Annotated in this window: 12 protein-coding genes, 4 tRNA genes and 1 rRNA gene; 15 read left to right on the plus strand and 2 right to left on the minus strand. The window is 48.3% G+C overall.

Translation table 11 applies throughout. The annotated features are described in order from the left end of the window. Positions 1-103 precede the first annotated feature (103 nt). The 3 genes from rrf to birA all read left to right on the plus strand — a co-directional run bounded on the left by rrf (position 104) and on the right by birA (position 2,394). A 5S ribosomal RNA gene (gene rrf, locus BIY29_RS02075) occupies positions 104-219 on the plus strand. A gap of 181 nt (positions 220-400) precedes the next feature. Next, positions 401-1,438: a UDP-N-acetylmuramate dehydrogenase gene (gene murB / locus BIY29_RS02080; protein ID WP_121573632.1), complete on the plus strand. Its 1,038-nt coding sequence runs from the start codon at positions 401-403 to the stop codon at positions 1,436-1,438. Continuing rightward, positions 1,435-2,394: a bifunctional biotin--[acetyl-CoA-carboxylase] ligase/biotin operon repressor BirA gene (gene birA / locus BIY29_RS02085; protein WP_121573339.1), complete on the plus strand. Its 960-nt coding sequence runs from the start codon at positions 1,435-1,437 to the stop codon at positions 2,392-2,394. Before murB ends, birA begins: the two co-directional genes overlap by 4 nt. 42 nt (positions 2,395-2,436) lie before the next feature. Here birA and coaA read toward each other — a convergent pair whose 3' ends face one another. Beyond that, complete coding sequence (gene coaA / locus BIY29_RS02090) at positions 2,437-3,387, minus strand: type I pantothenate kinase (RefSeq protein ID WP_121573341.1); 951 nt, start codon at positions 3,385-3,387, stop codon at positions 2,437-2,439. Positions 3,388-3,605: 218 nt separating this feature from the next. Next, positions 3,606-4,154: a GNAT family N-acetyltransferase gene (locus tag BIY29_RS02095; protein ID WP_121573343.1), complete on the minus strand. Its 549-nt coding sequence runs from the start codon at positions 4,152-4,154 to the stop codon at positions 3,606-3,608. A 331-nt stretch (positions 4,155-4,485) separates the two neighbouring features. On the opposite strand from BIY29_RS02095, the gene BIY29_RS02100 reads away from it, so the two are divergent. The 12 genes from BIY29_RS02100 (at position 4,486) to rpoB (ending at position 14,293) form a co-directional block, all read left to right on the plus strand. Continuing rightward, positions 4,486-4,561, plus strand: a tRNA-Thr gene (locus BIY29_RS02100). Between the two features lie 15 nt (positions 4,562-4,576). Then, positions 4,577-4,661, plus strand: a tRNA-Tyr gene (locus BIY29_RS02105). Between the two features lie 129 nt (positions 4,662-4,790). Further along, a tRNA-Gly gene (locus BIY29_RS02110) sits at positions 4,791-4,865 on the plus strand. 7 nt (positions 4,866-4,872) lie between these two features. Next, positions 4,873-4,948 (plus strand) — tRNA-Thr (locus tag BIY29_RS02115). 108 nt (positions 4,949-5,056) lie between these two features. Beyond that, positions 5,057-6,241, plus strand: coding sequence for an elongation factor Tu (gene tuf / locus BIY29_RS02120; RefSeq protein WP_121573345.1), 1,185 nt, complete (start codon positions 5,057-5,059; stop codon positions 6,239-6,241). 238 nt (positions 6,242-6,479) lie between these two features. Continuing rightward, the gene (gene secE, locus BIY29_RS02125; protein ID WP_121573347.1) at positions 6,480-6,863 is read left to right on the plus strand and encodes a preprotein translocase subunit SecE; all 384 of its coding nucleotides are present in this window, start codon (positions 6,480-6,482) and stop codon (positions 6,861-6,863) included. A 1-nt stretch (position 6,864) separates the two neighbouring features. After that, the gene (gene nusG / locus BIY29_RS02130; protein ID WP_121573349.1) at positions 6,865-7,410 is read left to right on the plus strand and encodes a transcription termination/antitermination protein NusG; all 546 of its coding nucleotides are present in this window, start codon (positions 6,865-6,867) and stop codon (positions 7,408-7,410) included. Between the two features lie 158 nt (positions 7,411-7,568). Further along, positions 7,569-7,997, plus strand: a complete 429-nt coding sequence (gene rplK / locus BIY29_RS02135; RefSeq protein ID WP_121573351.1) for a 50S ribosomal protein L11 — start codon at positions 7,569-7,571, stop codon at positions 7,995-7,997. Positions 7,998-8,000: 3 nt separating this feature from the next. Then, the gene (gene rplA, locus BIY29_RS02140) at positions 8,001-8,705 is read left to right on the plus strand and encodes a 50S ribosomal protein L1 (RefSeq protein WP_121573353.1); all 705 of its coding nucleotides are present in this window, start codon (positions 8,001-8,003) and stop codon (positions 8,703-8,705) included. A 299-nt stretch (positions 8,706-9,004) separates the two neighbouring features. Beyond that, positions 9,005-9,502 (plus strand): 50S ribosomal protein L10, encoded by a 498-nt coding sequence (gene rplJ / locus BIY29_RS02145; protein WP_048636585.1) that lies wholly within the window; start codon positions 9,005-9,007, stop codon positions 9,500-9,502. Positions 9,503-9,568: 66 nt separating this feature from the next. Further along, positions 9,569-9,934, plus strand: a complete 366-nt coding sequence (gene rplL / locus BIY29_RS02150) for a 50S ribosomal protein L7/L12 (protein ID WP_121573355.1) — start codon at positions 9,569-9,571, stop codon at positions 9,932-9,934. A 330-nt stretch (positions 9,935-10,264) separates the two neighbouring features. Beyond that, on the plus strand, positions 10,265-14,293 hold the full coding sequence (gene rpoB, locus BIY29_RS02155; protein ID WP_121573357.1) for a DNA-directed RNA polymerase subunit beta: 4,029 nt from the start codon (positions 10,265-10,267) through the stop codon (positions 14,291-14,293). The last annotated feature ends 23 nt before the right edge of the window (positions 14,294-14,316 follow it).

A 14,316-nucleotide genomic window follows, 5' to 3' on the forward strand; every position in this document is an offset into this window, starting at 1 on the left:
TCAGGATGATACGAATAGACTCAGAAGATATTCAGCTTGTTTTGAGATTGGTTCCGGTGGTTGCGCAAAAGAAAAGCGTAACGGTCGGGATGAAACAGATTTGCCTGGCGGCGATAGCGCGGTGGTCCCACCTGACCCCATGCCGAACTCAGCAGTGAAACGCCGTAGCGCCGATGGTAGTGTGGGGTCTCCCCATGTGAGAGTAGGGAACTGCCAGGCATCAAATAAGTAGAAAGCCTCAGTCGCAAGACTGGGGCTTTTTGCATTCTGGCGAGGTGCTGCGATAGAGAAATATTAGCCAGACATTGAGGTGCCGTTCGTTGTAAAAGATAAAACCACGCTAATATCCCACCCAGATCGGGTAGACTATGGAATATCTGAGCTAACGAGTACTCATATGATGACGAACGGTGTCATATCATTAAAACCATATCATACTTTCGCATTGCCTGTTTCTGCGTCGCAAATCACTGTAGCTAATACACAAGAAAAATTAATCAATGGATGGCGCGCTGCCCATTTATCGAAAAGCCCTATTTTACTGTTGGGAGAAGGCAGTAATGTCCTTTTTCTGGAGGATTTTGAGGGCATAATTCTGCTTAATCGGATTAAGGGTATCAATGTTAATGAAAGCGAAGAAGGTTGGCACCTTCATATCGGTGCCGGAGAAAATTGGCATCATTTAGTTGAATATACTCTCAAACTGGGAATCGCTGGTTTAGAAAATCTTGCCTTAATTCCTGGTTGTGTTGGTTCAGCACCTATTCAGAATATTGGTGCTTACGGTGTGGAGCTGAAGAACGTATGCGAGTATGTTGATCTATTGGATTTGACCCATGGCACGATAAAACGCCTCACTGCTTCTGAATGTCAATTTGGTTATCGGGAAAGTATATTCAAGCATCAGTACCGAAATGGATTTGTCATCATTGCCGTTGGCTTATCTTTGAGTAAGAGCTGGTCTCCCATATTAGATTATGGCGATTTGACTAAACTGGATCCAGCAAGAGTCACACCTCAGCAAATATTTGATATGGTCTGCCACATGCGGCGTAGTAAATTGCCTGATCCTGTGGATACCGGTAATGCGGGTAGTTTTTTTAAAAATCCCGTTATTAAAGCCCATAATGCCGCCGATATACTGAAGGCATATCCAAATGCTCCCCATTATTTACAGCCTGATGGTCAGGTTAAGCTGGCTGCAGGATGGTTAATAGACCAGTGTCACCTTAAGGGGTTCCAGATCGGGGGGGCCGCTGTGCATAGCCAGCAGGCGTTAGTCCTGATTAACCAGAATAATGCAACAAGTCTTGATGTTGTTAATTTGGCTCGTCATGTCCGCAATCAGGTGGCTGATCGGTTCACTATCTGGCTGGAGCCAGAAGTTCGTTTTATTGCGGCAAGAGGAGAGGTGGATGCTGTCGAGGTATTATCATGAAGGATATTAAAGTTCCTCTTAAATTAATTAGCGTTCTGTCTGGCGGTGAGTTTTACTCAGGAGAAGTTCTGGGTGAAATGATGGGAATGAGTCGAGCGGCAATTAATAAACATATTCAGACTATCCGGGAGTGGGGGATAGATGTGTTTACCGTTACAGGAAAGGGATATTGCTTACCTGCACCGATACAGTTGCTGGATGAGAAACAAATCCTCAGTGCCCTGCCGGAAGGTGGCGTCACGGTTTTGCCGGTGGTTGACTCGACCAATCAATATATTTTAGACAGACTAAATTCGTTATCTCCAGGGGATGCATGTATTGCTGAATATCAACAATCAGGACGTGGACGCCGGGGACGTCAGTGGCTTTCTCCTTTTGGGGCCAACCTTTATTTATCATTATATTGGCGTTTGGAACAAGGCCCGGCGGCAGCTGTTGGAGTAAGTCTGGTCATTGGAATTGTGATGGCTGAGGTGTTACATAAGCTTGGTGCGGAAGGGGTTCGTGTCAAATGGCCGAATGATTTGTACTTGAACGACCGTAAGCTGGCTGGAATTCTGGTTGAGCTTACTGGAAAAACAGGTGATGTGGCACACCTGGTGATTGGTGTTGGTATTAATTTACGGATGTGTGAGACGACGGGTAATATGATCAATCAGGGGTGGATAAACCTTCAGGAGGCTGGGATCTCAATCGATCGTAATAAACTTGCCGCTACGCTGATATCTGAGTTTAGGCATTCATTGGCTACGTTTGAACAGCAAGGATTGTCCCCATTTATTTCCCGATGGGATCAATTGGACAATTATTTCAATCGCCCAGTTAAATTGATCATCGGTAATAGAGAAATACATGGAATTGATAGAGGGATTGATCAGCAAGGAGCATTATTACTGGAGAGTGATGGTAAATTGATACAGTATATTGGCGGGGAAATCTCGTTAAGAGGATTGTAAAATAAGGGGATGATATATTACCCCCTTATTTTACATGGCTATTTATTTTCTCAATCGGACATATTCCACGGCATGATTGGCACTTTTTGTCATAATAAGACTGGCTCGCTCGCGTGTTGGGAGAATGTTTTGTTTTAAATTAAGTCCATTTATCTCTTGCCACAGTTGTGAGGCAATACCGATCGCCTCTTGTTCTGGTAGCTTTGCGTAATTATGGAAATACGAGCTTGGGTTTGAAAATGCCCCTTGTCTAAATTTAAGAAAGCGGTTGATATACCAGCTTTTTAACAAGTCCTCCGGAGCATCAACATAAATTGAAAAATCAACGAAGTCAGATACAAAAACTCTGTGTGGGTCATGGGAATAATCCATGCCACTTTGTAATACATTTAGGCCTTCCAATATTAAAATGTCGGGTTGTTCCAACACTTTGTGATTGTTCGGGACAATATCATAGATGAGATGTGAATAAATCGGTGCTGTGACCTTGGCTGCCCCTGACTTAATGTCAGAAACGAATTTCACTAAACTGTGCATATCATAAGACTGAGGAAAGCCTTTTTTCTTCATCAGATCGCGAGCTTTTAAAACCTTATTTGGATGAAGAAAGCCGTCAGTTGTGATGAGTTCCACACTGCGATGTTCAGGCCAACGACTGAGTAATGCCTGAAGAACACGTGCCGTGGTACTTTTGCCGACAGCCACACTGCCCGCAATACTGATGATATAAGGGATCTTTTGGCCATCAGTTCCCAGAAACTGCTCTAAAACTGCCTGGCGGCGCAGATTTGAGCTGATGTAGAAGTTAAGCAGACGTGATAAAGGCAAGTAAATTTCAGCGACTTCGTCTAATGAAAGATCTTCGTTAATCCCTTTGAGTTTAAGTATCTCTTCTTCTGTCAGCGTTAATGGGACAGAATCGCGCAAGGCGGCCCATTGACGGCGATCAAATTGTAGATATGGCGTAGCCAAAGACTGCTCTCTATTTCTCATAAGTCTGATTCTGCCTGCTTGTACAGGTAAGAAAGGGGACTTCTGCCCACTTAAGCTAAACGAGCTGCATAGTATAATCAGCTCGACTACAGGCCGTAGAACCTTTTCTTGGTGTAATAATTTGGATTGCAGGCAGGTTAACACTTTGCTAGGGAAAAAAAGAAGAGAAAATCAGCTTGATACCCGACGCCCATGTCAAAGGGCACCTGGCATTGGCGTTAGCTGGCAATCGCTCGCTCTACGTGATTGACTGCGAAGAGGCGTTTATAATAGATAGCTGTAGGGTGATAATAACCATCGGGCGTACTGGCATAGTCGGGAAGTTCGCCTAAATATCGGTATCCCAACGAGCGATAAAAAATCTCTGCAGGAGAACCTGCCTGCGTATCTAAATAAAGCAATCCTCGCTGTTGCAGGAGTGCGGTTTTTTCCAGAGTTTGCATTAATTGTCTGCCGATACCCATTCTTCTTGCCCGACTATGCACTAATAATTTTTGAATTTCCGCCCGATTTTGCCCATTTGGTTTCTGACAGAGTTCTAATTGTACACAGCCAGCGACACCTTCCGAGTCGCGGGCGATCCATAGCATACGTTCACCTTTCGCGACCGAGGGGCGTAAGCCGTGGAAATAACTCTCCGCTTCTTCATGTGACAAAGGGGCCTGGTATCCAACAGAGGCTCCTTTGGCGACCGCATCTATCAGTAGGTGAGCAAGTTCACCACGATAGACAGGCAGGGTAGCGACGTTGAGGGATACGATTTTCATGAGAGTCTCCTGACAGCATGGAACATACTCTAAATAAAGCAAAATTCATTCCAATTTGCGATGAATGGCTGGATATACAAAAGGGTGAATACGGATACCAAAAAAATGTATCCTGATGGGGCAACTATCACAGTTTTGGTGCAACAGAGTTGAATTAATATTTCATCAGTCAGGTATCGATGCTGGTCAGGTTTGGCGCTTCTTTGTGCGAATTATTGTCGCTATTGTGGATTCGTGTTCAAATTTGGATAAAATCTAAGCGATAGCGCATTTTACGCAATTTTTTTGTTGCATAGGCCGTTCGGTCTACCTAGAATGCGCAGCACTTGATGCCGGCTTAGCTCAGTAGGTAGAGCAACTGACTTGTAATCAGTAGGTCGCCAGTTCGATTCCGGCAGCCGGCACCATTAAGTGCATAATCAGGTGGGGTTCCCGAGCGGCCAAAGGGAGCAGACTGTAAATCTGCCGTCACAGACTTCGAAGGTTCGAATCCTTCCCCCACCACCAAATTCAGTCCTGGTAACAGGATAAAATCGATACGGTATGTGAAACTAAGCCGGATCGAAGGATGCGGAGGGTAATGTTATTCTCCAATTTCTAAATCTACAGAAAAATCAGGTAGCCGAGTTCCAGGATGCGGGCATCGTATAATGGCTATTACCTCAGCCTTCCAAGCTGATGATGTGGGTTCGATTCCCACTGCCCGCTCCAAAGATGTGCTGATATAGCTCAGTTGGTAGAGCGCACCCTTGGTAAGGGTGAGGTCGGCAGTTCGAATCTGCCTATCAGCACCACTTCTTTATTCTTCCTCCTGATTTTCTTTCTGTTAAAAAATTCAGCAAGCAAACGCTTGGTTGATGTGGTGATACCACCGATTTAACCGTGTCTTAGAGGGACAATCGATGTCTAAAGAAAAATTTGAACGTACAAAACCGCACGTTAACGTCGGTACTATCGGCCACGTTGACCATGGTAAAACGACACTGACTGCAGCTATCACTACCGTTCTGGCTAAAACCTACGGTGGCGCTGCCCGTGCATTCGACCAGATCGACAACGCACCAGAAGAAAAAGCCCGTGGTATCACCATCAACACCTCTCACGTTGAATACGATACCCCGTCTCGCCACTATGCACACGTTGACTGCCCAGGGCACGCCGATTATGTGAAAAACATGATCACCGGTGCTGCGCAGATGGACGGCGCGATCCTGGTTGTTGCTGCGACTGACGGCCCGATGCCGCAAACGCGTGAGCACATCCTGCTGGGTCGCCAGGTTGGCGTTCCTTACATCATCGTATTCCTGAACAAATGCGACATGGTTGATGATGAAGAACTGCTGGAACTGGTGGAGATGGAAGTGCGTGAGCTGCTGTCTCAGTACGATTTCCCCGGTGATGACACGCCTATCGTTCGTGGTTCAGCGCTGAAAGCACTGGAGGGCGATGCCGACTGGGAAGCGAAAATCATCGAACTGGCTGGCTTCCTGGATACGTATATCCCGGAACCGGAGCGTGCGATTGACAAGCCGTTCCTGCTGCCAATCGAAGACGTATTCTCCATATCCGGTCGTGGTACGGTTGTAACCGGTCGTGTAGAGCGCGGTATCATCAAAGTGGGCGAAGAAGTTGAAATCGTGGGTATCAAAGATACTGCGAAATCAACGTGTACCGGCGTTGAAATGTTCCGCAAGCTGCTGGACGAAGGCCGTGCGGGCGAGAACGTGGGTGTACTGCTGCGTGGTATTAAACGCGAAGAAATCGAACGTGGTCAGGTACTGGCTAAACCAGGTTCAATCAAGCCGCATACGCAGTTTGAATCAGAAGTGTATATCCTGAGCAAAGATGAAGGCGGTCGCCATACGCCGTTCTTCAAAGGATATCGTCCACAGTTCTATTTCCGTACAACTGACGTAACGGGAACCATCGAACTGCCGGAAGGCGTGGAAATGGTGATGCCAGGCGACAACATCAAGATGATTGTTACCCTGATCCACCCGATCGCGATGGATGACGGTCTGCGTTTCGCAATCCGTGAAGGCGGCCGTACGGTTGGTGCGGGCGTTGTTGCTAAAGTTATCGCTTAATCGCTGATAACGTTTGACGTGACACGCGATAAAAGGGCATCATTTGATGCCCTTTTTCTACGCTGTCATGTGGTAGAACCTATCTCATCAGCGATTGTCGAATATAATCATTGGTGAGATAGGCTCTGTAGATACGGCGTAAATACCGAATTATTCGTTTACAGAACATCTTTCGGTTTGGTTTGCCCTGCTTCGCGGGGCAAAGTTATTTGTCTGAATCATTGTGACAGGTTGGTTTATGAGTGCGAATACCGAAGCTCAGGGAAGTGGGCGTGGCCTGGAAGCGACTAAATGGCTGGTAGTGGCTGTGTTGCTGATAGTTGCGATTGTTGGCAACTATTACTACCGTGAATTTAGTCTGCCCTTGCGCGCATTAGCGGTTGTTATCCTGATTGCTGCCGCCGGTGGCGTGGCATTGCTAACCACAAAAGGTAAAGCAACAGTAACGTTTGCCCGTGAAGCCCGTACCGAAGTACGTAAAGTGATTTGGCCGACTCGTCAGGAAACGTTACACACCACGTTAATCGTTGCCGCGGTTACTGCCGTGATGTCGCTGATTTTGTGGGGGCTGGATGGTATTCTGGTCCGATTGGTATCGTTTATCACAGGCCTGAGGTTCTAAGATGTCTGAAGCCCCAAAAAAACGTTGGTACGTCGTTCAGGCGTTTTCCGGTTTTGAAGGCCGCGTGGCCCAGTCGCTGCGTGAGCATATCAAATTACATAACATGGAAGACCTGTTTGGTGAGGTCATGGTTCCCACTGAAGAAGTGGTTGAGATTCGTGGCGGTCAGCGTCGCAAAAGCGAGCGTAAATTTTTCCCCGGCTATGTATTGGTACAGATGGTTATGGAAGATGCGAGCTGGCATCTGGTTCGCAGCGTTCCGCGCGTCATGGGATTTATCGGCGGTACCTCTGACCGTCCTGCGCCTATCAGCGACAAAGAAGTGGACGCGATTATGAATCGCCTCCAGCAGGCTGGTGATAAACCTCGTCCGAAAACCATGTTTGAACCCGGTGAAATGGTTCGTGTCAGTGACGGTCCGTTTGCAGACTTCAACGGAGTTGTCGAAGAAGTGGATTACGAAAAGAGTCGCCTGAAAGTGTCTGTCTCGATCTTTGGTCGTGCGACACCGGTAGAACTGGACTTTGGACAGGTTGAGAAGGGTTAATCTTTTCATCCTGCCCGCTAAACTTCAGCTTGTCTCTGGCGCGAAATTAATCTACAATTTCGCGCCTTTTGTTTTTGGGTGTTTAACAGCACCTGAAGCGTATTAAAACCACGGGGAGCCTTTTTAAAAGGCGTTATCACCCATTCGAGGAAAGTTAAATGGCCAAGAAAGTACAAGCCTACGTCAAGCTGCAGGTCGCGGCTGGTATGGCTAACCCAAGTCCACCGGTAGGTCCGGCTCTGGGTCAGCAGGGTGTTAACATCATGGAATTCTGTAAGGCGTTCAATGCTAAAACTGAAAGCGTTGAAAAAGGTCTGCCGATTCCGGTTGTTATTACCGTTTATTCTGACCGTTCTTTTACCTTTGTTACCAAAACGCCTCCGGCAGCCGTTCTGCTGAAAAAGGCGGCTGGCATCAAGTCTGGTTCCGGTAAACCGAACAAAGACAAAGTGGGTAAAGTGACGAGTGCTCAGGTTCGTGAAATCGCAGAAACCAAAGCTGCGGATATGACTGGTGCTGATGTGGAAGCCATGGTGCGTTCCATTGAAGGTACTGCTCGTTCCATGGGCCTGGTAGTGGAGGGTTAATAAATGGCTAAACTGACCAAGCGTATGCGTGTGATCCGTGACAAAGTTGATGTAACTAAACAGTACGACATCAGCGAAGCCGTTGCCCTGCTCAAAGAGCTGGCCACTGCTAAATTCGTAGAGAGCGTAGACGTTGCTGTGAACCTCGGCATTGACGCACGTAAATCAGACCAAAACGTTCGCGGCGCAACCGTCCTGCCTCATGGCACTGGTCGTTCTGTTCGCGTTGCCGTCTTCACCCAGGGTGCAAATGCTGAAGCGGCTAAAGCTGCTGGCGCTGAACTGGTGGGTATGGAAGATTTGGCCGATCAGATCAAGAAAGGCGAAATGAACTTTGACGTTGTTATTGCATCTCCAGATGCCATGCGCGTTGTTGGCCAATTAGGTCAGGTTCTGGGGCCACGCGGCCTGATGCCAAACCCGAAAGTGGGCACTGTAACGCCTAACGTTGCTGAAGCGGTTAAAAATGCTAAAGCTGGTCAGGTTCGTTATCGTAACGACAAAAACGGTATCATTCATACCACTATCGGTAAGGTTGATTTCGACGCTGACAAACTGAAAGAAAACCTGGAAGCACTGCTGATTGCGCTGAAAAAAGCCAAACCGTCTCAGGCGAAAGGCGTGTATATCAAGAAAGTTAGCCTGTCTACCACTATGGGTGCAGGCGTTGCTGTTGACCAAAGCGGTCTGAACGCAGTAGCTGTCTAATAGCTTTTGTTTCGCTTTACTCGGGCTTAGGATTTACCTATAATCTTACGCCCGTTGTACCGTTAGCGGAATTAAAGAAGAATTTTCGGTTGGAGCCTGGCCTATCCAGGCCTCCGTCCAAGACCGCAGGTGTCTTGCAAGAGACTTAATCTTCCTGCGTAGACGGTGACAGAGCCTGAAGAACATCTTATTGTCTTTGCTGGATTCTGCTCACCGTGTTTCGACGCTTATTTCCATTTTGGCGATAAGTGAAGTGAGTTCCGGAGGTTTCCTCCGGCTAAATCCAGGAGCAAAAGCTAATGGCATTAAATCTTCAAGACAAACAAGCGATTGTTGCTGAAGTCAGCGAAGTAGCCAAAGGTGCGCTGTCTGCGGTTGTTGCGGATTCCCGTGGCGTCACCGTAGATAAAATGACTGAACTGCGTAAAGCAGGTCGTGAAGCTGGCGTTTACATGCGTGTTGTTCGTAACACTTTGTTGCGTCGTGCTGTTGAAGGGACTTCTTTTGAGTGCCTGAAAGACACGTTTGTTGGTCCGACCCTGATTGCATACTCTTTAGAACATCCGGGCGCAGCTGCTCGTTTGTTTAAAGAATTCGCGAAAGCGAATGCAAAATTTGAGGTCAAAGCTGCAGCCTTTGAAGGCGAGCTGATCCCGGCGGCGCAAATTGACCGTCTGGCAACGCTGCCGACTTACGAAGAAGCACTGGCACGTCTGATGTCGACCATGAAAGAAGCCGCTGCAGGCAAACTGGTTCGTACTCTGGCTGCTGTTCGCGATCAGAAAGAAGCGGCTTAATTGCTCTTTTTTCTCTACCGCACTTGCTAACGTATAAACTATTTCTGATTCTTAGGAACAATTGTTATGTCTATCACTAAAGATCAAATTCTGGAAGCAGTAGCAGCTATGTCTGTAATGGATGTTGTTGAACTGGTTTCCGCTATGGAAGAAAAATTCGGTGTTTCTGCTGCAGCGGCTGTCGCTGTTGCTGCTGGCCCGGTTGAAGCTGTTGAAGAAAAAACCGAGTTTGACGTTGTGCTGAAAGCTATCGGCGCCAACAAAGTTGCCGTAATCAAAGCAGTACGCGGCGCAACTGGTCTGGGCCTGAAAGAAGCCAAAGACCTGGTTGAATCCGCTCCGGCAGCTCTGAAAGAAGGCATCAGCAAAGATGACGCTGAAGCTCTGAAGAAAGCACTGGAAGAAGCTGGCGCTGAAGTTGAAGTTAAATAAGCCATCTTTCCAGGTTGCAGCCTGATTTATTAGGCTGATGGCTGGTGACTTTTTGGTCACCAGCCTTTTTGCGCTGTAGGGCATCAATGGGGTTTCACACTGTTTAGCCATTGATTTACCCCCCAATATCTTTTTCTATTGACGACTTAATATACTGCTTCCCTGTCCGGGTTCCCTGCCTGAGCAAGAGCAATGAAATGGTTTAAGAGTAATAGAAAGATGTATTACGGAAAGACCTCCATTTTCCGATAGACATAAAATAGTGTTGCATGACCTGTCCTTGCTAGGACGGACAGAGTGGTTCGACTTTTCAGCGAGTTGAGGAACCCTATGGTTTACTCCTATACCGAGAAAAAACGCATTCGTAAGGATTTTGGTAAACGCCCACAAGTGTTGGACATACCTTATCTCCTTTCTATCCAGCTTGACTCGTTCCAGAAGTTTATCGAGCAAGATCCGGAAGGTCAGTACGGTTTGGAAGCGGCATTCCGTTCTGTTTTCCCCATACAAAGCTATAGCGGTAATTCAGAGCTGCAATATGTTAGCTATCGCCTGGGTGAGCCGGTATTTGACGTTAAAGAATGTCAAATCCGTGGCGTGACGTTTTCTGCGCCGCTGCGTGTTAAATTGCGCCTGGTGATATACGAACGTGAAGCGCCTGTAGGCACCGTTAAAGATATCAAAGAGCAAGAAGTCTACATGGGCGAAATTCCGCTCATGACCGACAACGGTACTTTTGTGATCAACGGTACTGAGCGTGTTATCGTTTCTCAGTTGCACCGTAGTCCGGGTGTATTCTTCGACAGCGACAAGGGTAAAACCCACTCTTCAGGTAAGGTGTTGTATAATGCCCGTATTATTCCTTACCGTGGTTCCTGGCTGGATTTCGAATTCGATCCGAAAGATAACCTGTTTGTCCGTATTGACCGTCGCCGCAAATTGCCTGCGACCATCATCCTGCGGGCGTTGGGTTACTCCACTGAGCAGATTCTGGATTTGTTCTTCGATAAAGTTGCTTATGAAATCAATGGCAACAAATTGCAGATGGATCTGGTTCCTGAGCGCCTGCGTGGTGAGACGGCTTCTTTTGATATTGAAGCGGAAGGCAAAGTCTACGTTGAAAAAGGCCGCCGTATCACTGCCCGTCATATCCGTCAATTAGAGAAAGACGGCATTGAGCGTATTGAAGTACCCGTTGAATATATCGTCGGCAAAGTTCTGTCCAAAGATTATATCGACGAAAGCACAGGTGAATTGATCGGCGCCGCGAATATGGAATTGTCACTGGATCTGCTGGCCAAACTCAGCCAATCCGGTCACAAGCATATTGACACGTTGTTCACCAACGATCTGGATCACGGTGCGTACATGTCGGAAACCCTGCGTGTCGATCCGTCAAGCGATCGCCTGAGCGCACTGGTTGAAATTTACCGCATGATGCGTCCTGGTGAGCCACCAACACGCGAAGCGGCTGAAACGCTGTTTGAGAATCTGTTCTTCTCTGAAGATCGCTATGACTTGTCTGCGGTCGGTCGGATGAAGTTCAACCGTTCCCTGCTGCGTGAAGAGATCGAAGGTTCGGGTATTCTGAGCAAAGAAGACATCATTGATGTGATGAAAAAGCTTATTGATATCCGTAACGGCAAAGGCGAAGTGGATGATATTGACCATCTCGGTAACCGCCGTATCCGTTCCGTCGGTGAAATGGCCGAAAACCAGTTCCGTGTTGGTTTGGTTCGTGTAGAACGTGCGGTGAAAGAGCGTCTTTCTCTGGGCGACCTCGACACGTTGATGCCTCAGGACATGATCAACGCCAAGCCGATTTCGGCTGCGGTGAAAGAGTTCTTTGGTTCAAGCCAACTGTCACAGTTTATGGATCAGAACAACCCCCTGTCTGAGATCACGCACAAGCGTCGTATCTCCGCATTGGGCCCAGGTGGTTTGACCCGTGAACGCGCTGGCTTTGAAGTTCGAGACGTGCACCCGACCCACTATGGCCGGGTATGTCCTATCGAAACGCCGGAAGGCCCGAACATCGGCCTGATCAACTCCTTGTCTGTTTATGCGCAGACTAACGAGTATGGATTTCTTGAAACCCCGTATCGTCGCGTGCGTGACAATGTAGTGACGGATGAGATCCATTATCTGTCGGCGATTGAAGAAGGCAACTTTGTTATCGCTCAGGCGAATACCAACCTGGATGAAGAAGGCCGCTTCATTGATGAACTGGTAACCTGCCGTAATAAAGGCGAGTCCAGCTTGTTCAGCCGCGATCAGGTTGAATATATGGACGTATCCACCCAGCAGGTTGTATCCGTAGGTGCTTCACTGATCCCCTTCCTGGAACACGATGACGCCAACCGTGCATTGATGGGGGCGAACATGCAACGTCAGGCGGTGCCTACTCTGCGAGCTGATAAGCCGCTGGTTGGTACCGGTATGGAGCGTGCAGTTGCGGTTGACTCCGGTGTAACGGCTGTCGCAAAACGTGGCGGTACCGTACAGTATGTTGATGCGTCACGTATCGTGATCCGCGTTAACGATGATGAAATGTATCCGGGCGAAGCCGGGATCGACATCTATAACCTGACCAAATACACCCGCTCCAACCAGAATACCTGTATTAGCCAGATGCCTTGCGTGTCTCTGGGGGAACCGGTTGAACGCGGCGATGTGCTGGCTGATGGCCCGTCCACCGATCTGGGTGAGCTGGCGTTAGGTCAGAACATGCGTGTCGCATTCATGCCGTGGAACGGTTACAACTTCGAAGACTCCATCCTCGTCTCTGAGCGTGTGGTTCAGGAAGATCGCTTTACGACTATTCATATCCAAGAGCTGGCGTGTGTGTCCCGCGACACCAAGCTGGGGCCGGAGGAAATCACTGCTGACATCCCGAACGTGGGTGAAGCGGCGCTTTCTAAACTGGATGAGTCCGGCATCGTTTATATCGGTGCGGAAGTGACCGGTGGTGACATTCTGGTTGGTAAGGTAACGCCGAAAGGTGAAACCCAACTGACGCCAGAAGAGAAACTGCTACGTGCGATCTTCGGTGAGAAGGCATCAGACGTTAAAGATTCTTCTCTGCGTGTGCCAAATGGTGTTTCCGGTACGGTTATCGACGTACAGGTCTTTACCCGCGACGGCGTGGAAAAAGACAAACGTGCGTTGGAAATCGAAGAGATGCAGCTTAAGCAGGCCAAGAAAGACCTGACCGAAGAGTTGCAAATCCTGGAAGCCGGCCTGTTTGCCCGTATTCACGCTGTGCTGGTCTCCGGCGGCGTGGAAGCTGACAAACTAAGTGCGCTGCCGCGTGAGCGCTGGTTAGAACTGGGCCTGACTGATGAAGAGAAACAGAATCAGTTGGAACAGTTGGCCGAACAGTACGATGAACTGAAGCACGAGTTTGAGAAAAAACTTGAAGCCAAGCGCCGTAAAATCACCCAGGGCGACGATCTGGCACCGGGCGTGCTGAAAATCGTCAAGGTTTATCTGGCTGTAAAACGTCAGATTCAACCGGGTGACAAAATGGCCGGTCGTCACGGTAACAAAGGTGTTATCTCCAAGATCAACCCGATCGAAGATATGCCTTACGATGAAAACGGTACGCCGGTCGACATCGTTTTGAACCCGCTGGGCGTACCTTCACGTATGAACATTGGTCAGATTCTGGAAACCCATTTGGGTATGGCGGCGAAAGGTATCGGCGAGAAGATCAACGCCATGCTTAAGCAGCACGAAGAAGTGTCCAAGCTGCGTGAGTTCATTCAGAAAGCGTACGATTTGGGTGACGATGTTCGCCAGAAAGTAGACCTGAACACTTTCTCCGACGAAGAAGTATTGCGTCTGGCTGAGAACCTGAAAAAAGGTATGCCAATTGCCACGCCGGTATTCGACGGTGCAAAAGAGAAAGAAATCAAGGAACTGCTGCAAATGGGCGGCATCCCGACCTCTGGTCAGATTACGTTGTACGACGGACGTACCGGTGAGCAGTTCGAGCGTCAGGTTACTGTGGGCTACATGTATATGTTGAAGTTGAACCACTTGGTCGACGACAAGATGCACGCCCGTTCCACCGGTTCTTACAGCCTGGTTACTCAGCAGCCGCTGGGTGGTAAAGCTCAATTCGGTGGTCAGCGCTTCGGTGAGATGGAAGTGTGGGCGCTGGAAGCTTACGGTGCAGCCTATACCCTGCAGGAAATGCTGACGGTTAAGTCTGATGACGTGAATGGCCGTACTAAGATGTATAAGAACATCGTAGATGGCAATCATCAGATGGAACCAGGTATGCCGGAATCCTTCAACGTATTGTTGAAAGAAATCCGCTCGCTGGGTATCAACATCGAGCTGGAAGAAAAGTAATTCCAGCCTGTTGTTGCTGGCGT

The organism is Brenneria alni, from assembly GCF_003666245.1.
GTDB classification, from domain to species: Bacteria; Pseudomonadota; Gammaproteobacteria; order Enterobacterales; family Enterobacteriaceae; genus Brenneria; species Brenneria alni.